The organism is Wocania arenilitoris, assembly GCF_021728535.1.
GTDB lineage: Bacteria > Bacteroidota > Bacteroidia > Flavobacteriales > Flavobacteriaceae > Wocania_A > Wocania_A arenilitoris.
Map to the genome: position 1 here is coordinate 1 of NZ_JAKKDU010000012.1, position 26,204 is coordinate 26,204.

Annotated in this window: 22 protein-coding genes, 1 tRNA gene and 2 pseudogenes; 16 read left to right on the forward strand and 9 right to left on the reverse strand. The window is 32.0% G+C overall.

Going from position 1 to position 26,204, the window contains the following annotated elements; translation table 11 throughout:
• Positions 1-659: 659 nt before the first annotated feature.
• A complete protein-coding gene (gene pruA, locus L3X37_RS10660) occupies positions 660-2,312 on the reverse strand; it encodes an L-glutamate gamma-semialdehyde dehydrogenase (protein ID WP_237240161.1) in 1,653 nt (550 codons plus the stop codon).
• A gap of 150 nt (positions 2,313-2,462) precedes the next feature.
• Here pruA and L3X37_RS10665 point away from each other — a divergent pair, with 150 nt between their 5' ends.
• Positions 2,463-3,188 carry an NRDE family protein gene (locus L3X37_RS10665; RefSeq protein WP_237240162.1) on the forward strand — a complete coding sequence of 242 codons (726 nt, stop codon included), beginning with the start codon at positions 2,463-2,465 and terminating at the stop codon, positions 3,186-3,188.
• Positions 3,181-4,173 (forward strand): DUF6695 family protein, encoded by a 993-nt coding sequence (locus L3X37_RS10670; protein WP_237240163.1) that lies wholly within the window; start codon positions 3,181-3,183, stop codon positions 4,171-4,173. The genes L3X37_RS10665 and L3X37_RS10670 overlap by 8 nt, the downstream gene beginning before the upstream one ends.
• A gap of 437 nt (positions 4,174-4,610) precedes the next feature.
• On the opposite strand, the gene apaG is transcribed toward L3X37_RS10670, so the two are convergent.
• The gene (gene apaG, locus L3X37_RS10675) at positions 4,611-4,997 is read right to left on the reverse strand and encodes a Co2+/Mg2+ efflux facilitator ApaG/CorD (protein ID WP_237240164.1); all 387 of its coding nucleotides are present in this window, start codon (positions 4,995-4,997) and stop codon (positions 4,611-4,613) included.
• 107 nt (positions 4,998-5,104) lie between these two features.
• Entirely contained in the window at positions 5,105-6,352 is a 1,248-nt protein-coding gene (locus tag L3X37_RS10680) for a type IX secretion system plug protein (RefSeq protein WP_237240165.1), read from the reverse strand.
• Positions 6,353-6,517: 165 nt separating this feature from the next.
• On the opposite strand from L3X37_RS10680, the gene L3X37_RS10685 reads away from it, so the two are divergent.
• From L3X37_RS10685 to L3X37_RS10720, 8 genes are all read left to right on the forward strand, one after another.
• Complete coding sequence (locus tag L3X37_RS10685) at positions 6,518-7,873, forward strand: Na(+)-translocating NADH-quinone reductase subunit A (RefSeq protein WP_237240166.1); 1,356 nt, start codon at positions 6,518-6,520, stop codon at positions 7,871-7,873.
• The gene (locus tag L3X37_RS10690; protein ID WP_237240167.1) at positions 7,873-9,099 is read left to right on the forward strand and encodes an NADH:ubiquinone reductase (Na(+)-transporting) subunit B; all 1,227 of its coding nucleotides are present in this window, start codon (positions 7,873-7,875) and stop codon (positions 9,097-9,099) included. Before L3X37_RS10685 ends, L3X37_RS10690 begins: the two co-directional genes overlap by 1 nt.
• A gap of 3 nt (positions 9,100-9,102) precedes the next feature.
• Positions 9,103-9,846 carry a Na(+)-translocating NADH-quinone reductase subunit C gene (locus L3X37_RS10695; protein WP_237240168.1) on the forward strand — a complete coding sequence of 248 codons (744 nt, stop codon included), beginning with the start codon at positions 9,103-9,105 and terminating at the stop codon, positions 9,844-9,846.
• A 3-nt stretch (positions 9,847-9,849) separates the two neighbouring features.
• On the forward strand, positions 9,850-10,494 hold the full coding sequence (locus tag L3X37_RS10700; protein ID WP_237240169.1) for an NADH:ubiquinone reductase (Na(+)-transporting) subunit D: 645 nt from the start codon (positions 9,850-9,852) through the stop codon (positions 10,492-10,494).
• Between the two features lie 78 nt (positions 10,495-10,572).
• The gene (gene nqrE, locus L3X37_RS10705) at positions 10,573-11,304 is read left to right on the forward strand and encodes an NADH:ubiquinone reductase (Na(+)-transporting) subunit E (protein ID WP_237240170.1); all 732 of its coding nucleotides are present in this window, start codon (positions 10,573-10,575) and stop codon (positions 11,302-11,304) included.
• Position 11,305: 1 nt separating this feature from the next.
• A complete protein-coding gene (gene nqrF, locus L3X37_RS10710; protein WP_237240274.1) occupies positions 11,306-12,613 on the forward strand; it encodes an NADH:ubiquinone reductase (Na(+)-transporting) subunit F in 1,308 nt (435 codons plus the stop codon).
• Positions 12,614-12,680: 67 nt separating this feature from the next.
• A complete protein-coding gene (locus tag L3X37_RS10715; RefSeq protein WP_237240171.1) occupies positions 12,681-13,058 on the forward strand; it encodes a DUF8840 domain-containing protein in 378 nt (125 codons plus the stop codon).
• A 50-nt stretch (positions 13,059-13,108) separates the two neighbouring features.
• On the forward strand, positions 13,109-14,092 hold the full coding sequence (locus tag L3X37_RS10720) for an FAD:protein FMN transferase (RefSeq protein WP_237240172.1): 984 nt from the start codon (positions 13,109-13,111) through the stop codon (positions 14,090-14,092).
• Positions 14,093-14,166: 74 nt separating this feature from the next.
• Here L3X37_RS10720 and L3X37_RS10725 read toward each other — a convergent pair whose 3' ends face one another.
• The gene (locus tag L3X37_RS10725) at positions 14,167-14,931 is read right to left on the reverse strand and encodes a class I SAM-dependent methyltransferase (RefSeq protein WP_237240173.1); all 765 of its coding nucleotides are present in this window, start codon (positions 14,929-14,931) and stop codon (positions 14,167-14,169) included.
• A gap of 117 nt (positions 14,932-15,048) precedes the next feature.
• Positions 15,049-15,867, reverse strand: a complete 819-nt coding sequence (map, locus tag L3X37_RS10730) for a type I methionyl aminopeptidase (RefSeq protein ID WP_237240174.1) — start codon at positions 15,865-15,867, stop codon at positions 15,049-15,051.
• A 128-nt stretch (positions 15,868-15,995) separates the two neighbouring features.
• On the opposite strand from map, the pseudogene L3X37_RS10735 reads away from it, so the two are divergent.
• Positions 15,996-17,243: pseudogene (locus tag L3X37_RS10735) on the forward strand (acetyl-CoA hydrolase/transferase family protein).
• Here L3X37_RS10735 and L3X37_RS10740 read toward each other — a convergent pair.
• The gene (locus tag L3X37_RS10740) at positions 17,240-17,650 is read right to left on the reverse strand and encodes a BT0820 family HAD-type phosphatase (protein WP_237240175.1); all 411 of its coding nucleotides are present in this window, start codon (positions 17,648-17,650) and stop codon (positions 17,240-17,242) included. The pseudogene L3X37_RS10735 and the gene L3X37_RS10740 overlap by 4 nt on opposite strands.
• Before the next feature lie 81 nt (positions 17,651-17,731).
• Entirely contained in the window at positions 17,732-19,249 is a 1,518-nt protein-coding gene (gpmI, locus tag L3X37_RS10745; RefSeq protein WP_237240176.1) for a 2,3-bisphosphoglycerate-independent phosphoglycerate mutase, read from the reverse strand.
• Between the two features lie 248 nt (positions 19,250-19,497).
• Here gpmI and L3X37_RS10750 point away from each other — a divergent pair, with 248 nt between their 5' ends.
• The 3 genes from L3X37_RS10750 to L3X37_RS10760 all read left to right on the forward strand — a co-directional run bounded on the left by L3X37_RS10750 (position 19,498) and on the right by L3X37_RS10760 (position 23,094).
• Positions 19,498-19,881, forward strand: a complete 384-nt coding sequence (locus L3X37_RS10750; RefSeq protein WP_237240177.1) for an ankyrin repeat domain-containing protein — start codon at positions 19,498-19,500, stop codon at positions 19,879-19,881.
• A gap of 393 nt (positions 19,882-20,274) precedes the next feature.
• A tRNA-Met gene (locus L3X37_RS10755) sits at positions 20,275-20,347 on the forward strand.
• Between the two features lie 98 nt (positions 20,348-20,445).
• Positions 20,446-23,094 carry an ATP-binding response regulator gene (locus L3X37_RS10760; RefSeq protein ID WP_237240178.1) on the forward strand — a complete coding sequence of 883 codons (2,649 nt, stop codon included), beginning with the start codon at positions 20,446-20,448 and terminating at the stop codon, positions 23,092-23,094.
• On the opposite strand, the gene L3X37_RS10765 is transcribed toward L3X37_RS10760, so the two are convergent.
• On the reverse strand, positions 23,078-23,758 hold the full coding sequence (locus L3X37_RS10765) for a LytR/AlgR family response regulator transcription factor (RefSeq protein WP_237240179.1): 681 nt from the start codon (positions 23,756-23,758) through the stop codon (positions 23,078-23,080). The genes L3X37_RS10760 and L3X37_RS10765 overlap by 17 nt on opposite strands.
• Positions 23,759-23,879: 121 nt before the next feature.
• Between L3X37_RS10765 and L3X37_RS10770 the strand changes: the two genes are divergently transcribed.
• Positions 23,880-24,329, forward strand: a complete 450-nt coding sequence (locus L3X37_RS10770) for a doxx family protein (RefSeq protein WP_237240180.1) — start codon at positions 23,880-23,882, stop codon at positions 24,327-24,329.
• A gap of 11 nt (positions 24,330-24,340) precedes the next feature.
• The gene (locus tag L3X37_RS10775) at positions 24,341-25,828 is read left to right on the forward strand and encodes a cytochrome C (protein WP_237240181.1); all 1,488 of its coding nucleotides are present in this window, start codon (positions 24,341-24,343) and stop codon (positions 25,826-25,828) included.
• A 136-nt stretch (positions 25,829-25,964) separates the two neighbouring features.
• Here L3X37_RS10775 and L3X37_RS10780 read toward each other — a convergent pair.
• Positions 25,965-26,185 (reverse strand): annotated as a pseudogene (locus L3X37_RS10780) (integrase core domain-containing protein); the annotation flags it as partial.
• Positions 26,186-26,204: the final 19 nt, after the last annotated feature.

A 26,204-nucleotide genomic window follows, 5' to 3' on the forward strand; every position in this document is an offset into this window, starting at 1 on the left:
TACCCCCTTGTTTGTAGTGCGCCCATATTTTATTGACAGATCGCTCTGTAATGCCAAATACTTCACTGGCTTGTTTTTGGGTTCCTAATTTTTTCAGTAAATACTGTGCTACACGAAACCTTGTTTCTTCTTGTGCAAATTTGTTTTTTCGCTTCTCTATACGTGTTTTCATTTACTAAAGATAGTAAAAACAACTATAACAAGAACTAATTTATACTCTTATTAATATATCTTATTTGAATGGTAGTTATACACAAAAGCACAAAGGCTTTGGTAGTGTTTTTTACCTCTAATAAAAACGCTGTTGAAGTTTGTGGAGTCCTCAATTTTTACTTATGCTGAAACTTAAACCTAATATTAAATTAAACTATAGTTATATTAACCTTGTAGTGACTTACTACAAAATCTAACTTAAATCAACTAGAAATAAACATATCAAAAATACATTTAACTGTATTTTTAAAAGTAACAATTGTTACAATATATAAACTAAAAAACGCTGTTTTTCTTAATTAATAATAGAGTTTATTTTTATATATTCTCATTATTTAAAAAAACTTATCTTTTTTATTTATATATAATTTTTATGATTTAGACACACACACAAAAAAAAAGTCACAAAAATTTTTATTTATTTAAAGAACTTATCTTGACTTTTTCTATTTCCCAAAAAAAATGCCTGAAAATTCACCCAAAAAAGGATAACGATAATCTGTAGGCGTAACAAAAGTTTCTTTTATCATTCTTGGCGACACCCAACGTAATAAGTTTTGGGCGCTACCAGCTTTATCGTTTGTTCCAGAGGCACGAGCGCCACCAAATGGTTGTTGCCCAACAACGGCTCCCGTTGGTTTATCATTAATATAAAAGTTTCCGGCAGCGTTTTGTAACGCTTCGGTTGCTTGTGTTATGGCATATCTGTCGGTTGCTAAAACAGCACCTGTTAAGGCATATTCACTAGTTTCATCAACCAATTTTAGAGTTTCCGTATAAGTATCATCTTCATAAACATAAATGGTAATTACTGGTCCAAACAACTCGGTACACATAGTTGTATATTTAGGATTTTTAGTAACAATAACTGTAGGCTCAATAAAGTAGCCTTTGCTTTTATTGTAACCACCACCAACAATAATTTCTGCTTCAGTATCTGCTTTGGCAGCATCAATATATTTTGCCAATTTATCAAAAGAACCTTCGTGAATTACAGCGGTAATAAAATTACTTAAATCTTCTGGAGAGCCCATTTTAAATGAGTTAACATCTTCAATAACATATTTTTTTACATCTGCCCAAAGACTCTGTGGAATATAGGCTCTTGAAGCTGCACTACATTTTTGCCCTTGAAACTCAAAAGCGCCACGAACAATAGCAGTTGCTACTTGTTTTGCATTAGCCGATTTATGAGCGATAATAAAATCTTTACCACCAGTTTCTCCAACAATTCTTGGGTAAGTTTTATAGTTATGAATGTTATTACCTATTTGTTTCCAAAGTTCTTTAAAAATGAATGTTGAACCTGTAAAGTGTAATCCAGAAAAATCTGGGCTCGCCAATACAGTATCAGTAATCATTACTGGGTCTCCAAAAACAACATTAATAACACCGGCAGGAACACCAGCTTCTTTAAATACATCCATAATAACTTTTGCAGAATATATTTGGCTATCACTTGGTTTCCAAACCACAACATTACCCATTAATGCCATACATGCTGGTAAGTTTCCCGCAATGGCAGTAAAGTTAAAAGGTGTAACGGCATAGGTAAACCCTTCTAGTGGGCGATACTCAATGCGATTCCAAGCATCGCTTGTGCTTTCTGGTTGCTCATGGTAAATGTCCGTCATAAACTGAACATTAAAACGTAAAAAATCAATCAACTCACAAGCCGCATCAATTTCGGCCTGATGAACCGTTTTAGACTGCGCTATCATGGTTGCCGCATTTATTTTAGCACGGTAAGGACCAGCAATTAGTTCAGCAGCTTTTAAAAAAATACCAGCACGTTGCTCCCATGGCATTTGCGACCATGTTTTTCTGGCTTCTAAAGCGGTAGCAATAGCGTCTTCAACATGCTTTTTTTCTGCTAAATGATAGGTTCCAACAACGTGTTTATGGTCGTGTGGAGGCGACATGGTTCTGGTATTTCTAGTAGTAACATCCTGTCCATTAATGTACATTGGTACATCAATTTTACTATTAAACATGGTTTTGTATGCACTAAGAACTGCTTCACGCTCTGGAGACCCAGGAGCATATCCTTTAACAGGTTCGTTTATCGCTACTGGCACATTAAAAAATCCTTTTCCCATTATATTTGTGTGTTTTTATTGAATTGTCAAAAAATGAGCTGCAAATTTACGAATTTTATAATCATTTATATCGAGCGACAAGTATTAAATCGAAGTTAATATTTGTTTATTTTTTGTAAGTTGCCAAACCGTTTTAAGACTACAGATTTTATGTGTACAGTAACTTTAATTTATAAGGGCAAAAATGATTTTGTGCTAACTTCAAATCGAGATGAAGCACCAAATAGAACGTCTTTAAAGCCAGAAATTTATGCTATTAATAATACTAAAGTGTTGTTTCCTAAAGATGAATTTTCTGGAGGAACTTGGATTGGCGCAAGTGAAAAAAACCGAGTGGTTTGTGTGCTTAACGGTGCTTTTAAGTTTCATAAACGCAAATCTAAGTATAGATTAAGTAGAGGTATAGTAGCTAATGATTTTTTGATTACTGATGATATCATTAAAACCATTGAAAATTATAATTTTGATGATATTGAACCTTTTACGATTGTTATTGTAGATTGGAATTTTGACTTAAAATTTCATGAATTAGTTTGGGATGGAACTAACACATATTTTACTGAATTACCTTTAGAAACTAAAATTTGGTCATCTTCAACCTTGTATTCAAAGGCTATGAAATCTGAACGTTTAAAATGGTTTGAAGATTTTAAAACAGATAATATTTTAGATAAAAATACATTACTAATATTTCATAAAACTGCTGGAAAAAATAATGATGATTATGGTGTAATAATGAATCGCGGCTTTGTAAAAACAACAAGTATTACACAAATTGAAAAGTCTGCTAATAACCTAATAATGCATTACGAAAGTCTTGTGGATAATACGGTTACAACAAAAAACTTCTATAGCCCACAGGTAGTAAATGAATAATTCTGGTATTATTTTAACACTTGCCTATCCAGATACTATTGTTATGGTTTCTGAAGAATGGTTTTCTCCGTTTTTACGTTATTTAGGTGTTGGTAAAAAGAATTATTTAAGAGCAGGACATGCTGCTCTAGTCTTAATTGATAAAAAAACAGGTGCCCTAGAATATCATGATTTTGGACGCTACATTACCCCAGAACCTAACGGTCGAGTAAGAGGTAGTGATACCGATAATGAATTACATTTTTCGTTAAAAGCAAAGATAGAAAATGATACTATTACAAATTTAGATGCCATTTTAGAGTTTTTAGCAACACATCCAAAAATAACACATGGCGATGGTAAATTAGTAGCATCCGTTTGTAATGCCGTGGATTACAGAAAAGCACGAACCCATATTACCAAAATGCAAAACAAACATTTTATACGTTATGCAGCGTTTATAAAAGATGCTTGTAATTGCGCTCGTTTTGTAACCGATACGTTGATTGCATCGGTAACAGATTTAGAAATTAAAAAGAAACTTGAAAATTCTAAATGGTTTACACCAAGTACGGTTGGTAATGTTCTGCTTGCCGATACTGAAAATCATACTTTTGAAGTCAGTGAAACTGGTGAAATTTCTAAATTTAAAGGCTCTCAAAAAAGTGAAAATGTACGTTGTTTTTTAGATAAGCTAAAGGATTATAAAGTTAATTTGAAAGGAACACAACACCCAAAACCAGTTGAAGGTTTGCATGAAAAAGCACAATGGTTATCTGGAATTGCTGCTGGTGCGTGGTTTGAATTGCACGATTTGGGAAATAAAACCAAATACCGCTTTAAGCGTATTTCACCTTATGGGAATATTGATTGCGATGCTATTTTTAAAGTTAAAGATGCTACTTTTGATTATAATTTAGAATATCAATTTGTGCATTACTCTAATTGTAAGTTTTTTAATATTGAGCAAAATGGGAAGGTTTTTAGGTTTGAACGGAAGTGTTGATTTTTTCGTCATTCTGAGGGAGGTACTACTGCAAGAATCTGTTTAAAACAGGTTTTAATTATGAAACAATCTTATGTGTAAATAGCAACCAACAAGAACAACACTGTTTTGCATACTGGAGTTTCAAGTGACTTAGTTAAACGTATGTGTCAACCATTAGTCAAAAACGTTTAAAGTTTTTTTAGCAAAGTATAATTGCGATAAATTAATGCATTTTGAAGCTTTCAATTTTATTGAAATGACTACTAAAAGAGAGAAACAGATTAAGAAGTATTAGCGAATTAAAAAGATTAAGTTAATTTAAGAAGATAGCTCAGAATGGAATGACTTATTTGATGGTTGTTTTATTTTGGGTAAAACTTAAATTAATGAGATTACCCCGTCGCACACTACTCGCAATAACAGCTTTTACTACAGTTACTAAAAATTAAAGACTTCTAGTTTATAGCAAAAGGAGCACTTAACTTAAAAGTTGGAATAGTAACTTGAAACTTTTTGGTAGTAGTAAAGTTTACCATACTATAAAAACCTTGCATAGCCCCAAAAGGTGAGGTTAATAAGCAACCCGAAGTATAGGTGTGCGATTCGCCTGGTTTTAAAACAGGTTTTTCGCCAATAACACCTTCACCAGTTACAATTTCAACATTATTAAGAGCATCCATGATTTCCCAGTGGCGCGCATAAAGCTGCACTGAGTCTTTACTTTGGTTTTCGATTGTAACCGTATATCCAAAGGCGTATTGTATTTTATAGTTTTTATAAAACGAGCCTTCGAAATTGGTTTCGACCGAAATTTTTATGCCACTTGTAACTTGTTGAACCATGTTAACTGTTGATAGACAATATGTTTAGTCGGCTAAAATAATGAATATTAGATTTAGAATAACAAAATTTAACACCAATGATTGAAAATATTAGTTAAACGGTGCATTTAATTAGAGATATTGACCGATGTACCCTCGCCTAAGCCAATAATTTTGTCGTAGCGGGCGCCTAAATCTCTGTAATACACAATAACTTTGTAATTATTCTCGGTTTGGTAAAAGTTGCCACTAATAGCGCCTTCATCTAGAACACCATTATTTACAACAACATATTTGTAGTTGTAAAAACCTTGTTTTAGTAAAACAGGTTTAGTGAATATTTTGTCGTATTCATCGTATTCCATTCGGGTGTTTTCTTCAAAAGCATAATTGTTAAAATTACCATATAAATAAATGGATTTATCTTTTAAATCATTATTGGCAATTAACGAAAAATGCACCCAAACGTAGTCTGCCTCAATACTTGGGTCTTGGGCATCTATATTGGTTACTAAATAGTTTCCGTTAATATCTGGGTTATAGGTGTATGGTCTGCTAGCTCTTTCGGTATTAGTAAATAAATAATTATGATATAAATCTTGTAAATCTATCCGTTGCACACCAATATTTGCAGCTCTTATATCTTTGTTTTCAAAATATAAATATTCATTTCCTCCCCAAAAACTAGATTCTATATCGTATTTGTACATAAGTTTATTCCCTATTGTAAATTGAGGTTTTAAATTAGAAATGGCTGTATTTAAATTATTGTTTTGAACCATTACTATTTTCACATTTTGTTTGGGGTTGTTAAATTGCATATTACGTGGTGATATGGCAATTTCTAAACGCTGTTTTTCTTCAATAAATTGTACATCCCTTGAGCGTTTTATACTAACCCCAACATTAGATTTATCTTCGTAAATCATAAATTTTCTCGAAAAAACAAGTTCATCATCATCATTAAAAATGCTTATAAGGTAGTTACCCGTAACTTTTAAACGTCTGGTTTGCGCATTGGGTATAGTAAGTTTGTAATGCGAATATATTTGATACGTGTTTAGTGAGTTTTCGTAATTTCTAATACGCTGATTATCAAAACCATCTAAGTATTCATATTTAATTAGCTCAGAAGGTGTCCAATCAAAATTAAAATGCTCAATTTTATAGTAAAAATCTTCTTCATCGCCATTTAAAGCATCAAATTCTAAAATAACCTGCTCACCTAGCTTTAAAACAGGTAATTGGCTTTCTCTAGTGTTTCCTTTAAAAGCAATGGTTTTAATATAATCTGGTGGATTAACTTCTTCAACTTGAGAAAAGGTTAATAATGGGATAAATAAAAAAATAATATTTTGTTTAAACTTCAATAGCATTTTTGAGTTAATTTTTGCATAAAGATAAACAAATATAATGCCTAAGTTCTTTTTATTATTTAGAATAGGTATAAATAATAAAGATGAATGTTTTTGAATGAATTTTTAGTGTTTTATTCGTATTTTTGCACGGATTTTTACACAACTAATTTCAATAAAAAAAATATGTCAAACGACATTCGTATTAAAAAGGGTCTGGACATTAAACTTATTGGTGAAGCTGAAAAAACTGTTGAACAAGCGGTTATTAGCAACTACTACACCATAAGACCAGAAGATTTTCATGGCGTTATTCCTAAACTTGTTGCAAAAGAAGGTACTACTGTTAAAGCAGGAGGCACTTTGTTTTTTGATAAGTCTAACGAATCTGTTAAATTTTCTTCACCTGTATCTGGAAAAGTAATAGAGGTAATTCGAGGACCAAAAAGACGCATTGATGCCATAAAAATTGAAGCTGATAAAACGCAGTCTTATGAAGATTATGGAACGTTTAATTTAGATGCAGCAAGTGCTGATGATCTTAAAGCTCATTTATTAGTATCTGGATGTTGGCCATTTATAAAGCAACGACCTTATGATGTGATTGCTAATCCTGAAAAATTGCCAAAAGCCATTTTTATCTCAGGATATGCAAGTGCACCTTTAGCAGCAGATTTAGATTTTACGCTAAAGGGTAAGGAAGCTAAATTACAAGCTGCTGTTACAGCACTTACTAAACTTACAGAAGGTAATGTGCATGTTTCGGTTGGTAAAAAATCGAATTCGCCATTGGCTGGTTTATCTGGTGTTACATTACACAAAGTTTGTGGTCCGCATCCTTCAGGGAATGTAGGGACTCAAATTAATAAAATTGACCCTGTTAATAAAGGTGAAGTTGTTTGGACAGTAAATGCGCAAGACTTAGTAATTATAGGCGAATTGTTACTTACTGGAAAATTTAACGCAGAACGTATTGTAGCACTAGTTGGGTCTTCAGTTGAAAAACCAAGATATTTTAAAACCATTATTGGTAGCGAAGTATCAACAATGGTTTACGATAAAGGTATTTCTAAAGATGCTAATGCGCGTATTGTTTCTGGTAATGTTTTAAGCGGAAAGCAAGTGAAACCTGATGGTAGTTTAGACTACTACAGTAATGTTATTAGCATTATTCCTGAAGGCGATGATTACGAATTTTTTGGTTGGAATAAACCCATTTTTAATAAAATTTCTACATCAAGAGCCATGACTTTTTCTTGGTTAACTCCTAAGAAAAAATACGACTTAAATACCAATACAAATGGTGAGCATCGCGCTTTTGTAACTACTGGAACGTATGAAGAAGTTTTTCCATTAGATATTTATCCGATGCAAATTTTAAAAGCTTGTATGTATAAAGATTTAGACGAAATGGAAGCTTTAGGAATGTACGAAGTGGCTCCCGAAGATTTTGCTTTAACAGAATTTGTTTGTGTGTCTAAACAACCACATCAAAAGATTATAAGAGAAGGTTTAGACTTAATGCTTAAAGAGATAGGATAATGGGCTTAAAACAAAACTTACATAAATTTAAAGAAAAGAATAAAAACAAAAAATGGATTCCTGCATTTAATGCCATTCATACATTTTTATACTTACCAAATGAGATCACACATAATGGGACTCATATAAAAGTTGCCGATGATTTAAAACGTACCATGAATACGGTTATTATGGCAATGATTCCGTGTTTAATTTTTGGTATGTTTAATGCAGGTTATCAACATCATTTAGCATTGGGCGATATTCAGGCGGTTGCAGGAAGTTTCTTTAGTTCAGAATTTTGGACGATGGATAATTTCTTAGTTGGATTTTGGAAAATAGTGCCATTAATTATTGTGTCTTACGGTGTTGGTTTAGGTATCGAATTTATATTCGCTATCATAAAAGGACACGAAGTAGAAGAAGGTTACTTAGTAACAGGGATGCTTGTGCCACTTATTGTGCCTATTGATATTCCACTATGGATGCTTGCTGTAGCCGTAATCTTTGGTGTAGTAATAGGAAAAGAGGTGTTTGGAGGAACAGGAATGAATATTCTTAACCCTGCATTAACCATAAGAGCCTTTTTATTCTTCGCTTATCCAACTTGGATGAGTGGTGATAAAGTTTGGGTACATGGTGCTGTAGAGCGCGACCAAATGATAGCTGCAGGAGAGAACCTTGATGCTGTTTCTGGTGAAACCATTTTAGGTGTTTTGGCTCAAGGTAAAGAAGTGACGCATTCTGTTTCGGAAATGTTCTTAGGTTTTATTCCAGGTTCGGTAGGTGAAACGTCAACATTATTAATACTATTAGGTGGTTTGTTCTTAATCTTTTCAAAAATAGGGAGCTGGAGAATTATGCTATCGTCTGTTTTAGGAGCTATAGCTATGGGATTAATTTTTAATGGAGTTGTAGATTCTGGATGGATTACAGAAAGCAGTAAATTTTATGGGTTAATGAGCACACCTTTTTGGCATCACTTAATTATTGGTGGTTTTGCTTTTGGTACGGTATTTATGGCGACAGATCCTGTAACAGCTTCGCAAACCACAAAAGGAAAATGGATATACGGTTTTTTAGTAGGATTTATTTCTATAATGATTCGTGTATTCAATCCAGCATATCCAGAGGGTGTTATGTTAGCTATTCTATTAATGAATGTGTTCGCGCCAACAATCGATCATTACGTAGTACAAGGAAATGTTAAAAGACGTTTAAAACGTGTAAAGGTTAAAACAGCTTAAGTTATGAGTAATAAAACAGATTCAAATATATATACAATACTATTTGCCATAGTAATGGTAATTGTAGTAGGTGGATTGTTAGCGTTTACAGCTTCAGCTTTAAGGTCAAACATTGATGAAAATAAACGACTAGAAAAGCAGCAAAATATTTTGTATGCCATGGGAGTTAATGAAAACGAAGGGAATTCAGCAGTTTTTGTTTCGACAGAAAAAGCTCCAGAGTTATTTTCGCAATACATCAAAAAACAATTAGTCATTCAAGATGGAAAGGTATCTGAAGATGATCAAGCTTATCTAATTGATGTTAAAAAAGAACAAGCTAATGCTAAAGTGGGTAATGCAAGACGTTTACCGTTATTTGTTGGAGAAAAAGATGGTAAAACATTTTACATTGCTCCAATTAGAGGTAAAGGGCTTTGGGATGCTATTTGGGCTTATGTAGCTATGGATGAAAATATGGTAGTAAAAGGTGCGTATTTTGATCATAAAGGAGAAACACCAGGTTTGGGAGCTAATATTAAAATGCGTTATTTTATGGATGACTTTATTGGTGAGCATTTGATGAAAAATGGTGCCTTTAAAGGAATTAATGTAGCAAAAGGAAATGCTGATCCTAAAAACGAAGATAAAACGGATAATGAGGTAGATGCCATTGCAGGTGCTACTATTACAGGTGATGGCGTTTCAGCAATGATAAAGAGCGATTTAAAACTTTACGTACCTTATTTTGAAACTTTAAAACAATAACAAATGGGACTTTTATCAAAAAAAGACACAGCATTAATAACAGATCCACTAACAGATAATAACCCAATTACAATTCAAGTACTAGGTATTTGTTCTGCTTTAGCTATTACGGCAGAACTTAAAGCTTCTTTAGTAATGGGGATTGCAGTATTGTTTGTATTAGGAGTAGGTAACGTCGTTATTTCTTTAATGCGAAATATTATTCCTTCAAAAATTAGAATTATAGTACAGCTTATAGTTGTGGCTTCTTTAGTAATTATTGTTGATCAAGTTTTAAAAGCATTTGCTTACGAATTAAGTAAAACGTTATCAGTGTTTGTTGGGTTGATAATTACCAATTGTATTATTATGGGGCGTTTTGAAGCTTTTGCTTTAGGAAATGGTCCTTGGCGTTCTTTTTTAGATGGCATTGGTAATGCTTTGGGGTATGCTGTAATTCTTATAATAGTTGGTTTTTTTAGAGAGCTTTTAGGGTCGGGAACACTTTTCGGTATTCCAGTACTAGGAGATTCTATTGAAAAAACAGGAGTATACGCATTTGGATATGAAAATAACGGATTTATGTTAATGCCTCCAATGGCATTAATTGTAGTAGGTATTATTATTTGGGTACAACGTAGTAGAAATAAAGCATTAATTGAAGACTAAAATTTAGCTGATGGTAAATGATTTTTAGTTAAAAATTTTAACCAAAAACAAATAACCAACAACAAATAACTAAAAAATATGGAACATATAGAATTATTTTTTAAATCAATATTTATAGATAACATGGTATTTGCAGTGTTTTTAGGAATGTGCTCTTATCTTGCTGTATCTAAAAAAGTGAGTACTGCGGTTGGTTTAGGCGCTGCAGTAATATTTGTATTAGCTATTACAGTGCCTTTAAACTGGTTGCTAGATCAATACCTCTTGCAGCCTGGTGCGTTAGCATGGTTAGACCCAAAATACGGTGTTAATGGTAGTGAAACAATGGATTTAAGTTTTTTATCATTTATCATGTTTATTGCAACGATTGCAACTATGGTACAATTGGTAGAAATAGTAGTGGAGAAATTTTCACCTTCATTATATAATTCACTAGGTATTTTCTTGCCATTAATCGCTGTAAACTGTGCGATTTTAGGAGGTTCATTATTTATGCAATCTCGTGAAATCCCAACTTTTGGTCTAGCATTAAATTATGGTGTTTCTTCAGGAATAGGGTGGTTTTTAGCGATATTAGCTATTGCAGCTATTCGTGAAAAAATTAGATATTCAAATGTGCCACCAGCGTTAAGAGGTTTAGGCATTACATTTATTATTACTGGATTAATGGGGATAGGTTTCTTAAGTTTTGGAGGCATGCTAACAGGAGGAGAAGAAGAATATGAAGTAGAAAAAACAGCTAAGATAATAGATACAGCAAAAGAAACTAAAGAAAATGAGTTAGCTAACAACATAAAAGTAAATGAGTAATATGATTTTGGCAGCAGGTACATTAGGAACAATAATAGCAACAGTAACAGCTTTTTTAATTATTACGTTGTTATTAGTAGCATTACTATTAGTTGTAAAGCAAAAATTATCACCATCTGGTCCAGTAAAAATCATCATTAATGGTGAACGGGAAATTGAAGTAGCTTCAGGAGATAGTTTATTATCCACATTAGGTGCACAAAAAATATTTTTGCCATCAGCCTGTGGTGGTGGTGGAACGTGTATTCAATGCGAATGCCATGTTTTAGAAGGAGGAGGAGAAGCTTTACCAACTGAAACACCTCATTTTACTCGTAAAGAGTTAAAAGAAGGCGCACGTTTATCTTGTCAGGTTAAAGTAAAGCAAGACATGAATATTACCATTCCAGAGGAAGTGTTTGGTATTAAAAAATGGGAAGCAACCGTTGTGCGTAATTATAATGTGGCATCATTCATTAAGGAGTTTGTTGTAGAGATTCCTGAAGATATGGGCTATAAAGCAGGAGGTTATATCCAAATTGAAATTCCTGAGTGCGAAATTAAATATTCAGATATTGATATTACGGCACATCCAGAAGAGCATGATACGCCAGATAAATTTCAAGCAGAATGGGATAAATTTGGACTTTGGCCTTTAGTTATGAAAAATACCGAAACTGTTGAAAGAGCTTATTCTATGGCTTCTTTTCCAGCTGAAGGAAGAGAAATTATGTTAAATGTACGTATTGCTACACCACCATGGGATAGAAATAAAAACGGATGGATGGATGTAAACCCAGGTATAGCATCGTCTTATATATTTGCGCAAAAACCAGGAGATAAAGTAACTATTTCTGGGCCTTATGGAGAGTTCTTTATCAATGAGTCCGAAAGCGAAATGCTTTATGTTGGTGGTGGAGCAGGTATGGCACCAATGCGCTCGCACTTATATCATTTATTTAAAACCCTAAAAACGGGTAGAAAAGTAACATATTGGTATGGTGGACGTTCTAAACGCGAGTTATTTTACCTTGAGCATTTCTATGAGTTGGAACGTGAGTTCCCTAACTTTAAATTCTATTTAGCGCTTTCTGAACCTTTACCAGAAGATAACTGGAAAGTAAAAGAAAATATTGATGCTGAAGGCGATGGTTTTGTTGGGTTTATTCACAATTGTGTGATTGATAATTATTTAAATCATCATGAGTCGCCAGAAGATATAGAATTGTATTTCTGTGGACCGCCATTAATGAATAAAGCAGTTCAAAAAATGGGAGAAGATTTTGGTATCCCAGACGAGCATATCAGATTTGATGATTTTGGAGGTTAAGCTTTAAAACTTTATAAAACTAAAACCCAATGCGAAAGTGTTGGGTTTTTTGTATTATTTTTACATTATGAGTAAACCACTTACAGAACAAGAATTACACAATTTAGCTATGAACCATGTTGGAAAAGATTTAGAACAACGTGGTTTTGAGTTTATAGCTGTTAATAGTAAACTAAAAAAACATCCGCAATTTGTGTGTATCGATAAAAATAAGCAATATTATTTTGTAATTGTTCGCGTCGTTATTTTACCAGATAATCCTAATAATTATGATGTAGTTTGGATGGAATCATTTAAAAAGCATGCCAGAGAAAAAGATGCCAAAGTATTATACGCAGGTGTTGGATTAGGAAATCCAGATGATAAAAAATCTCCTATTCATTTAAACCAAGAGTATTTATTGGAGTATAATGGTATACAGGTTTTAGAAACAAATTTGAATTAAAACGTTATTCCGAGCATAGCGCGGGAATCTTTATAAAAGGAATTTAAAAGATGAAAAAAAGAATATTATTTGTTCTAACTGTTTTACTTATAGTTTCATGTAAAAAAGAAAAAGAAGTAAATACAAATACAATACTTGAAGGAGTTGTTTTTGGTACTGATTATAAGGTTGTTTATAATTCAGAAATTAATTACCAAAAACAATTCGATAGCTTGTTTTATATTATTAATAAATCGATGTCTACATATCAGGTTAACTCAGATATTTCTAAATTAAATAGAAATGAAAGTGTTGAGGTTGATGAACATTTTATAAAAGTTTTAAACAATTCAAAAGAAATTTATAAAGCAACTAAAGGTGCTTTCGATCCTACAATTGGAGCAGTTGTTAATGCTTGGGATTTTGGTTCCGAAGGAAAAATTATAAATCTTGATAGCCTTAAAATTGATAGTTTAATGGTTTCAGTAGGTTTAGATAAAGTAAAACTGATAAATAGACAGATTGTTAAGCCTAAAGAAACTTTTATAGATTTTAACGCCATAGCAAAAGGTTATGCTGTTGATGTGGTTTCAGAATTTTTAGAAAACCAAAATGCAAAAAACTATTTAGTCTATATTGGAGGCGAAATAAGAACTAGCGGCATTAATATTGAAAAAAAACTACCATGGCGAGTTGGTGTGGAAAACCCGAATTTTAATGGTACACAATCAATAAATAGAGCTCTAAGTTTAAAAGATAAAGCTATGGCAACATCTGGGACTTACAGAAAGTTTAAAGTTGATGAAAACGGAAATCGTTATGCACATATAATCGATACTCAAACAGGCTATCCTAGTAAAACCAACTTGTTAAGTATTTCAGTAATTGCAGATGATTGTATGACCGCCGACGCCTATGCTACTGCTTTTAAGGCTATGGGTATTGAAAAGGTAAAAGCCTTTTTAAAAGAACACCCTGAGCTTAAAGTGTTTTTAATTTTTGAAAATGAAAACCAAGAGTTTGAAACTTTAGCTTTAAATGATTTTCCTGAGTAATTGTAATTGCTACGTCAAACTAAACTTGTTTCTGTTTCTCATAGTATTTAAAACAGTATTTTGTAATTATAAAACTATTTATAACAAACCGGAATAATTTCGCCTTTAGTTAAACAATATTTTTCAATATCTGCACTTGAAAGGGTTGAGGTATAATCAATTTCTTCAACTTTAAAGCCAATACTTCGCAGTTTATCAAAATAATCCCGACCATAAACACGCACATGGTCGTATTGTCCAAATATTTTAGCACGTTCTTTTTTGTCAGTTATCGAATCGTCTTCAAAAGTCTCTGCTCTGCTTAAATCTTGAGGAATTTGAAGAATTGCCATTCCATTAGGTTTTAAAACGCGATATAATTCTTGCATAGCTTTAATGTCATCTGGGATATGCTCTAAAACATGGTTGCATAAAATAACATCGTAACTATTATCCTTAAACGGAAGATTACAAATATCTGCTTTTACATCGGCTAAGGGTGAGTTTAAATCTGTAGTGGTGTAATCCAGATTTTTCATTTTTATAAAGCGCTTATAAAATGCTTGTTCTGGTGCAAAATGAAGAATTTTTTTTTCTGATGAAAAGAAATTTGTTTCATTTTTTAAATACAACCATAACAAACGATGGCGTTCTAAACTTAAAGTAGATGGCGACAAAACGTTATTGCGTTGATTGCTATATCCATAGGGTAAAAAACTCCTAAAAGATTTATTATCTATTGGGTCGGTAAATTTAGTTCCTTTTAAAAAAAATACTAAAACAGGGCGAATAATATAACTTAACCTAATGAGTAAAGGTCTTGGTATTACGTTTAATATAAGTTTGAAGAGTTTTTTCAAAAGCGATTATTTATAATCTTCACGATCGTGTAAAAATGTATCAATGAAAATACAATCTGTTAAAGCAATAGCGCTATGGATTTTTCTTTGATTCTTAAGAAAATTTATAAGCTATAATTATAAAACCAATTGTTTCTGTCTAAACTCATCTTCCTCATTACTTTCAATACCTAAAGCTTCGTATATATATGCGAATGTTGAAAGTAACTCTGGTTTTCCATCAACTAGTGCTACATCGTGTTCAAAATGAGCACTTGGTTTGTTATCTAAAGTGGTAATAGTCCAGCCGTCTCTGTGTTGTTTTATTCTATGTGTTCCCATATTAATCATAGGCTCAATAGCTACTACCATACCTTCAATAAATTTTTTACCACGACCACGTTTTCCGTAGTTTGGCATCTCAGGGTCCTCGTGCATTTTGCTACCTAAGCCATGACCAACGAGTTCTCTCACAACACCATAACCATGATCTTCGCAATATTTCTGAATGGCGTAACCCACATCTCCAACCCGATTTCCTTTTTTAAATGCTCTAATACCAACATATAAAGATTCTTTGGTAACCTTCAGAAGCTTTTCCGTTTCTGTTGCAATCTCACCAACAGCAAATGTATAAGCATGATCCCCATAAAAACCGTTTTTTAATGCACCACAATCTATAGATATAATATCGCCTTCTTCGAGAGGCTTGTTAGTTGGAAAACCATGAACCACTTGGTCGTTAGGACTCATACAAAGTGTATTAGGAAAATCATATAATCCTAAAAAACCAGGTATAGCACCATTGTCCCTAATATATGCTTCGGCTAACTTATCTAGTTGTAATGTTGTAACACCGGGCTTAACCTCCTTTGCAAGCATTCCTAATGTTCTGGAAACAATCAATGCGCTTTCTCGCATTAATTCAATTTCTTCACTTGTTTTTACGACAATCATCTTTAAAAAATATGGGCAAAGATACTTAAAAATAAAATTCTAATAATTTGTATTTATATGCCTATATGCCTTTTGACATTTTTATGAATTCACTAATTGGTAATTTTACTAAATTAAATATCAATAAGATGTATAAAATAGTAAGCGCTGAAGAGGCAGTAAAGGTTATAAAGTCTAATAATAAAGTTTATATTCAAGCCGCCGCCGCTCCGCAATTACTGATGAAGGCTAAGACCGAGCGTCATGAAGAATTACGTTACGTTGAGGTTTGTCATTTACATATTGAAGGCGAGACACCTTATACAAATCCGGAATTAAAAGATAGCTTTCATGTAAATTCCTTTTTATTGGTAAAAATGTGCGTCATACTCTAACACCTGGAAATGGATCTTATACGCCCGTTTTTTTAAGTGAATTACCATTGCTTTTTAAAAGAAATATATTGCCAATAGATGTCTCTTTAATACTCGTTTCTGTTCCAGATAGTCATGGATATTGTTCTTTAGGCGTTTTTCTTGAAGCCACTTTGGCTGCTATCGAAAATGCTAAAATTGTAATTGCACAAGTTAATAAACAAATGCCTAGAACTTATGGTGATGGAATTATTCATTATAAGTTCTAGGCATTTGTTTGTTGAATGTAATGAAGCTATTCTAGTATTTACTTTAGACGAACCTACTGAGGTTGAAAATAAAATCGGTGACTATGTAGCTAGTTTAATTGAGGATAAAAGTACTTTGCAAATGGGAATAGGTACAATACCTAATGCTGTTTTATCAAGGTTGATAAACTATAAAGGTTTAGGGTTGCATATCGAAATGTTTTCTGATGGCGTTTGATTTAATTTTAAAAGATGTTATAAATGGGAATTACAAAGGTGTAAATCTAGGGCATGCATTGTCAACTTTTTTGGCAGGTTCTAAGCGATTATATGATTATGTTGATGATAATCCTTTTGTTTAAATGCAACCATCTGATTATGTGAACGATGTATCTATTATAAAAAAAAATCCTAAATGGAGGCTATTGAAGTTGATGTAACAGGACAAGTTTGTGATGATTCTATTGGCACCAAAATGTATTCTGGTGTAGGTGGGCAAATGGATTATATTCGCGGAGCATCATTAAGTGATGATGGTAAGGCTATAATTGCTTTACCGTCAATAAAAAATAAAGGCATTAGCAGAATTGTACCTAGTTTAAAACTTGGTGCAGGTGTAGTTACTACACCTGCATATGTGCATTATGTAGTAACAGAATATGGTATTGCTAATTTGTACGAAAAAAAAATTAAACAACGTGTTAAAGCATTAGTAGATATTGCGCATCCAGACTATAGAGCATCTATTGAAAAAACGCATTTTGATTTAATTTAAAGGTTTTTAAAAAAATTAAAAAAACCTTTTTTTTGCTTAGGAATATTTGGTTTTGTGTTGGTTAGCATTTGGTATATCTCGCCCCAACCTATAAAACCACCAATATTCCTGTCGTCAATAAATAAATCGGCATGAATTTTTCTGCTTATATTTTCACCGTATTCTTCTCCAGAAAAGCTATTATTTACAGCGTAAAAAACAATACCATTGTTTTCGCAAAAGGCTACAGCTTCATTTAGTTTTTTACCACATCGGTAAGTCCATAAAATCAATCGATGCCCTTCTTTTTGAAGTTTTCTTAAAGTTTCAAAAGCAAAAAGTTTAGGTTTACCTATTTTTGGGTAGGCGTCTTCAACTATGGTGCCATCAAAATCTACAGCAATTATAAGCGTTTGGTCAAAATTCATTTAAATTATTGACTTGAATTTAACACAAAAGTACAATATTTTAACCACTATGAGAATTCAAAAACCTAACCTTATACAACTTTAAATCAAAGCATGTTGTGACATGGTATTGGGTTGTGGCACACCCATAAGTTTTAAAATTGTTGGAGCCATATCTCCTAAAATACCATCTTTAATATCTCTTAAATCATTATCAATTAAAATTACAGGAACAGGATTTGTTGTATGTGCGGTATTTGGTGTGCCATCTGGATTAATCATGGTTTCACAATTGCCATGATCTGCTATAAGCAAAGTAGTATAACTATTGTTTAATGCTGTATTAACTATAGCTTTTACGCATTCATCAACAGCTTCACAAGCTTTTATTGCTGCCTCCATGACACCAGTATGCCCAACCATATCGCCATTTGCAAAATTTAAGCAAACAAAATCTACATCGCCTTTTTGCAATTCAGGTACAAGAGCATCGCGCAGTTCGTAAGCACTCATTTCGGGTTTTAAATCGTATGTAGCCACTTTAGGTGAGTTTCTTAAAATCCGAGTTTCCCCATTAAAAGGTTCTTCACGACCACCAGAAAAGAAGAATGTAACGTGAGGATATTTTTCAGTTTCAGCAATTCTTATTTGTTTCTTACCATGATTTTCTAAAACTTCACCAAGAGTTTCGGTTAAATTTTCTTTATTGAATATGACGTTGATATTTTTATAAGTATCGTCATAATTTGTTAGCGTTACATAGTGCAGGTTGAGTTTGTGCATGTTTTGCTCATGAAAATCGTTTTGTGTTAAAGCTTCGGTTAACTCACGACCACGATCTGTTCTAAAATTAAAGAATATCACAACATCATCATTTTTAATTTGTGCAATAGGTTTACCAGACTCATCAACTGAGATAATTGGTTTTATAAATTCGTCGGTTATATCATTCTTATAATTTTGTCTTATAGTTTCGGTTATATTTGTAGATTTTTCACCAGCACCATTAACCAAAGCATCGTAAGCTAGTTTTATGCGTTCCCAACGTTTATCTCTATCCATTGCATAATAACGACCAGTTACAGTTGCTAATTTGGTACTAGTGTGTTCTATGTGGTTCTCTAGTTCGGTTACAAAGCCATAACCAGATTTTGGGTCTACATCACGCCCGTCGGTAAAGGCATGTACGTAAGTGTTGGTTAAACCAAAATTGTTGGCAGCATCAATTAAACCCAATAAATGGTTAATATGTGAGTGTACGCCACCATCGCTTAACAAACCTAAAAAATGAACATTCTTATTATTGATTTTAGCATAATTAAAAGCATCAACTAAAACTTGCTCGTTATTTAGGGTTTTATTTTTTACAGCTAGATTTACTTTTACTAAATCTTGATAAACTATACGTCCAGCTCCTAAATTCATATGTCCAACCTCGCTATTTCCCATTTGCCCTTCTGGTAAGCCAACATGCAAACCATCAGTTCTTAAAGTGGCAAAAGGGTATTTTTTATATAGGGAATCAATAAAGGGTGTTTTAGCATGATCGATTGCAGATACTTTTGGGTCTGGAGAATTACCCCATCCATCAAGAATCATTAAGATGACTTTTTTGTTCATTTTTTGTGAGAATTTTTAAGTTTTCAAAGATAATGAGATTATAAAAAAATCTATAGAAAAAAGCTTTAAAATCCTTATAAACAAAAGATTTTTACGAGTATCTCAACAAAAAAGCTTTAACATAATAAAATGTGAAATCAATGTTAAAAATATGTTATTAATTATTTTTTATGTAACAAATTAAAATTTTTATCGTCTCTTTAGTATATCAAAAAACGAAATCAATAATCAAATTAAAATCTTTCATCATGAAAAAAACAATCATTATTTCTGCAATCGCATTATGTTTTTCTATTACAACTATTAATGCAAAATCTATTAATCACAACACTAAAGATTACAGTATAGAAACTGTGTTACAAGTTAGTCCTTTTTGCGTATCTATTGCTAAAGGCGACATGGATACGGTTAAAAAACTAATTGATTTAGGTGTAGATGTAAACAAAAAATCTAATGGGATGACGCCATTAATGTACGCTGCCAAGTTTAACAGAACAGACATTTTAAAGCTTTTAATATCTAAAGGCGCTAAGTTAAAAGTTAAGTGTAATAGGGGGTTAACTGCTGTAAAATATGCTAAGCAATCTAATGCAAAAGAAGCTTTAGCTATTTTAGAAGAAGCATTAAGATAAGATAAAAATAATTGTATTATAATAATTATTTTGAGTTAGTCACTCTTAAAAGAGGCTGTCTAAAAAGGTTTTTTGTTTTTTTAGAGTTAAAAAATTTGTATCAAAAGGCACCATTAAAAAAACTTTTTAGACAGCCTCTTTTTTTAGCTTAATAGAAGAACATTATTTTACATGCCCATATTATTATAAAAACGCTTCTATGGTATTAGATAACTCAATATTACAACAAAAACACATTGAAGATTGAGAGATTTGTTGCTAACCCAATTCAAATTTATATAAGCCTTAATAATTTAGAATAGGTAGCTTTTCAAACAGATACCATTGAACAATAATTTTTCTAATTTTATTATTGTAGAAATTAAAAAGGGTTGTATATTTGCAATCCAATATCGCGGGATAGAGCAGTAGGTAGCTCGTCGGGCTCATAACCCGAAGGTCACTGGTTCGAGTCCAGTTCCCGCTACTAGCAAAAATAGGGCTTTCAAGAAATTGAAAGCTTTTTTTTATTTCTCTGTACAACATATGTACAACAAATAATAGCTTAACTCGATAAGCCATGTGATGAAAAAACTTTTTTCACAGAATAAAATAAACTTCAATAGATCTATACTTGTTAAATCTGCAATATTTTTTATTCTGATTATAACGGTAGTGCTATCTGCATCTACATACTTGTTAAATAAGAAAGCAACAAGAACAGTAGAACTTTATAGTCAAGATCGCTTAAAACATACCTCAAACATTGTTGAAAGGGCTTTCTATTCTACGTTAAAGGAAGTTGAAAATGATATTTCCCTCATTTCCAAAAATGTCGCATTAAAACATTTTATCTATGCCCCATCTCATAGAAACCTAGAACAATTTGATAATTTATTTTCGATTATATTAAGTGAAAAACCCAATTATTTTCAAATTAGATTATTGGATATTAATAATGAAGGAAAGGAGCTAATCAAATATGAAAAACATAAGGATACTGTTTTCAAAACTCCAGAAGATAAGCTGCAATATAAAGGCAATAAAAACTATTACAAAAATGCCCTGAGTATCAACGCACCATTTTATTTTTCTGAAATAACTCTAAATGAAGAATATGGAAAGGTCAGCATACCGTTAAGACCTACCTTAAGAGCCATTGGTAAATTATTTGGTAAAAACGGCACACCTGAACTTATGATTATTATAAATGTTGATCTTTCAAATTTTTATGATGAAATATTACAAATTAATAGACAAGAAATTAAGAGCAGTATAGTTGATAAACTAGGAGAATTTAAGTATGATAATGATTTTAATAATTGTTTTGGATTTCAAAGAAACACGAATATAACTTTTAAAAAAATCTTTAATCTACCAATAGATTCTTTACTCTTTAAGGAGCAGGGTAAAAATCTCATTCAGGATTCAATTGACCAAAATTATATTTATCATTTAAAAGAAGTAACATATTCAAGCGGTTTAAATACACTATACTTCGTTACAATAGCAAGTCAAAAAAACATATTTACCAATGTAACTCTAATAAATAAATACTCGCTCCATCTAGTGCTTATAATTTGCTGTATTATTTTTGTTGTTATTTTTTCCTATGCCTATTATTTTGCTAAAAAGATACGAAAAGTTACTAATGCTATTAGTAGTTATAATGATGAATCATTTTCAGCTTCCTACTTAATAGATATAAAAGATCGAAAAGATGAAATAGGGTTACTTGCTAGAACTTATATTAGAATGAAAAATGATATTGATTCCAATATCTCTAAACTAAAAACCTCATTAAAACAAGAAAAAGCAGCAATACAGGAAAAAGATGAGTTTTTGCAAAACATGGGGCACGAGATAAGGACTCCCTTGAACAATATTTTAGGCCTTACAAATTTATTAACCCGAAACAAACCTTTAGAAGCTCAAAAACCGATTATTAAGGCATTGGAAAGAAGCGCCAGAAACTTGAATGGTTTAATGCATGACATACTTGATGAACAAAAATTAATTCAAGGTGAAATTACTTTAGCTCCAACCGATGCAAACATACATCAGCTATTAGAAAATATCGTTTCCAACTATATGTTTGAAGCTGTTAAGAAAGGATTGGAAGTTAACCTAAATACTTCTAAAGATATCAAGGAAAAACAATATTTAATTGATATTTTAAGATTTGAACAAATTATTACCAACCTTTTGGTTAATGCCATTAAATATACATTAAAAGGAGGTATTAATATAAATGCTTCTATTGATAAGGGTGAACTTTCTGTAGAAGTAATTGATACAGGAGAGGGGATTACTAATAAACATCTTAATAAAATAAAAAATCGATTCTACAGGGTAAATAATTTACGATTGGATAAAGAAGAAGGTTTTGGTTTAGGTTTATCTATTGTGGTAAAGTTGATTAGTTTATTTAATGGGAATTTAGAAGTTTCTTCTTCTAAAAAAGGATCCATTTTTCGCTTTTCAATTCCAATAAAAGTATCTACAACTAGAAATACTATATCTTCCGAAAATGACACACTGTACCCCAGTTATGTTGAAGGGTGTAAAATATTACATATAGAAGATGATTTGTCGACGTTGTTTATGATTAAAAATACGTTTGAAGCTATAGGGATTAAATTAAAGCAAGTTTCTACAATTGCTGATGCAGAAAACATCCTTAAAAAATCTTCTTTTGATTTAATCCTAACGGATTTGATGCTCGATTCTGAAAATATTATTGATTATGTGAAAAATGACCTTTGCCAATATTATATACCTATAGTGGTCTTTTCAGCATTAACTAATTTTGATGCGAATAACTTAGATATAAGATATTTACAAAAACCAATGGATTTAAATGCTTTAACGGATTACGTGGTTACATTAACCTGCAAAAATGAATTTGATACTCCTGAACTCGGCAATATATATAGGCAGTATGATAATGATAGTAGTAAAACTAAAAAGTACCTAGCTATTTTAATTCAGGAATTCAATCAATATCATTCAAGAATATTGACTGTTCTAGAAACTAAAAATCAAAAAGAATGGGATGCCATTAAGCACAAAATAATTACGCACATAAATTCGTTAAAGCTCGACCATATGAAAGCTATTTTCCAAGAAGATATAAATAGTATCTCATTGGAAAAATCACAAGCTCTAATCGATGATATTAGATACTTACTATGCTATTTAAGAAATGAGCAGAGAACTAATTTAGCAAATTGAGTTTTTTAAAAAATTCTTCCTCGTAAGTTTTACTAAGTGGTATCATTTGATCCGAAATTGTTATTCCCTCTGAAGACACCCTATCAACTTTATCAATATTTACAATGTAAGATCTATGGATTTGTTGAAAACTAGAAGTCAATTTTGATGTAACTTCTTTTAAAGTCATAATAGTCATTACTTTTCTATCAGCCATATAAAACTCCAAATAGTTGCCGGCAGATTTAATATATAGTACATCTTTAATAAAAATCTTAATAAGATTATTGCCCTCTTTTATAAAAAAATGCTCCTGCTCATTAAAGCCGACCTTCACTTGTTTTTTAACCTTTTCAATAGCTTTGTAAAATCTTACAAATTCAATTGGCTTAACCAAATAATCTATAATTTGAGGGTAATTATATGATTCATGTCCAAAATCCCTGTTAGAAGTAATCATAACAACCGAAACATTTTTATCCAAGATGGAAAGAATTTCTTTTCCTCTTATATCTGGTAAATCATAATCCAAAAGAATTAAATCAAAACGATTTTGGTTTATTAGTGTAATAGATTCAAAACCAGAATAAGAAATGGTAATATTAAAAATAATGCCCAGTTTCGTGCAGAAGTGTTCTAATAAGTCACATATTAAAGGATCATCGTCAACAATTAAACAACGCATATAATTTTAATCAGTTTATTTTACGGTTTCATCATTTAAAACCTACTATCCATCAATTTTAAAGAAAAGATAATAGCATAATTTTTACTTTGGCATAAATTTACAACAAAAAACTAAGTTTATGAATGAACTAAAAAATGTTTTAGTAAGTAAAATATATAAGTATTCTGATAAACATAAGGTTTCTTTTTTAGCTATTTCAATAGGTCTCATTTATTTATGGTTTGGCATATTAAAGCTTTTTCCTGGTTTAAGTCCAGCCGAAAATTTAGCAGGAAACACACTCTCTGCCATCGTTTTTTACACAATAAACCAAAGAACACTTTTAATAGTACTAGCCCTTGTTGAAATTTTTATTGGTATTAATCTTCTATTTCAAAAAAGAAATAAACTTTTAATCTATCTCGTGTTTATCCACATGATTGGCACACTGCTTCCATTGTTTATTTTTCCCGAAATTTCTTTTACCAAACCGCCTTTCGGATTCAGTATTATTGGCCAGTACATCATGAAAAACTTTGTCATTATAAGTGGGTTAATAATTGTTTTCTCTAAAAAATCAACTAAATAAAAAAATTACAAATGAAGAAAAAACAACTAATTTTATTCTTAACCTTTGGAGCTTTATTGTTTCTGAGTTTCCAAATAGCTAATAACCATTTACATTTATTACAATCTCCTGGGGTTGTTATAGAAGATTATGTAGAACCTGATTATGAATTGGGGTCAGGACACATAGATTCGCTAATTCCATATCCAGATGTAAAAAAAGGAGAACGCACACCATTTGACTTATGGCGTTACGGTGGTAAAGGTAAAAGTTCTTTTACCACACCAGATTTACCTATGTCTTGGGAAGAATGGCTAAAATTCCATGAAAAGCAAAAACCAGAGTTAATGGCTGATGTTAGGAATTATATGAACTCCCGATTTAATTTTAGCGGTGAATCTTACGACGGCAAAACAATGTCTGGAGGAAGAAAACCAATTATGAAAGGCCCAATTTCAAGACTTCCGAAAGGCATTTCTTCTTTTGAAGATTTAGACAGCTATACTCCAGAAGAAATTAAAAACAAGAAACTATTCCCTTTTGTTCCTTTGGCTCATCCTTTGCACTCAACAGCTCATATGCTTTTTCCTGATAGCTGGAATAAAGCACATCCAGAGCACAATAGGATTGATGTGAACCATGATTTTCCTGATGAGTATTTACCTGAATTTCCACCACCAATGTTTTTATCTAACCATAAGGAACTTGGAGATGTTACAAAAGGCAAAGAGGTAACATTAGCCAATTATTATGAAATTTTTAATGGCCTACTTACTCCAGAACAAATGGAAGGCTTAAACGAACTATTAACTCCTACTCCAACAACTTGGTTTAACCATACCCCGCATAGAGTTACTAAAGAGCCTAGCGCTGGTGTTTCATGCTTTTCTTGTCATGTGAATGGCCATACAAATGGAGCTATTGAATTAGGTCCTGATAGTAGACCTAATCTTGCCAGACTTCGGGTTGACACGCCAACAATGAGAGGCAACTTTAATGCTATGCAGTTAGGATCTAAGCGCTCTATAAGAAGTATGGATCATTTTGCAGAAGTAGAAGAGTATTTTGATGGAGATCCAGGTATGCAACAACACATAGGTCAAAGAGGTTTACAAAGAGCGCTTTCTAATAGAATGGGAGATTTTAATTCCATGCTGGATTTTCCCCCTGCACCTAAGTTAGATGGTATGGGTAATTTAATTCCAAGCAAATCGACAAAACAAGAATTATTAGGAGAAAGTTTGTTTAGAGGGAAAGCTAAATGCGCCACTTGCCATTACGGGCCTGCATTTGTAGATGATTACCTTCATGACTTAAAGGTAGAGCGTTTTTATAAAGGAAGACCAGAAGGTCCAATAAAAACGTTTCCACTAAGAGGTATAAAAGATTCTCCTCCATACTTGCACGACGGAAGGCTGCCTACTTTAGCAGATGCTACTGAATTTTTTAATGTCATTTTTGAGCTAAAACTTACTAAAAAAGAAAAAGAGGCTATTACTGCTTATATGATGTGCCTATAATCTAGTTGAGGATAAACTATAATTTTTTTAAGTTTTAATAAGAGTTTATTGATTCATAACCCGAAGGTCACTGGTTCGAGAATACTCCAGTGTCTAATTGGACTTACAATAAAAAACTGAACATTAAGTTGCGAGATTATGCAACTAGATTATTGTTATACATTTCTAAATTAAATTCATTAATAGTTTTATAGTTTAAAAAAGAATGTCTTCTTCTTTTATTATACCAAGTTTCTATCCAGCTAAAGACTCACAATTCAGCTTGTGGCCCATAATTGTATTTGTGTTTATACACACCCATTCTGTTTTTAGACTTTTAAAGTAAGACTCAGCAACAGCATTATCCCAACAATTACCTAGATTGTAAAAACAACTA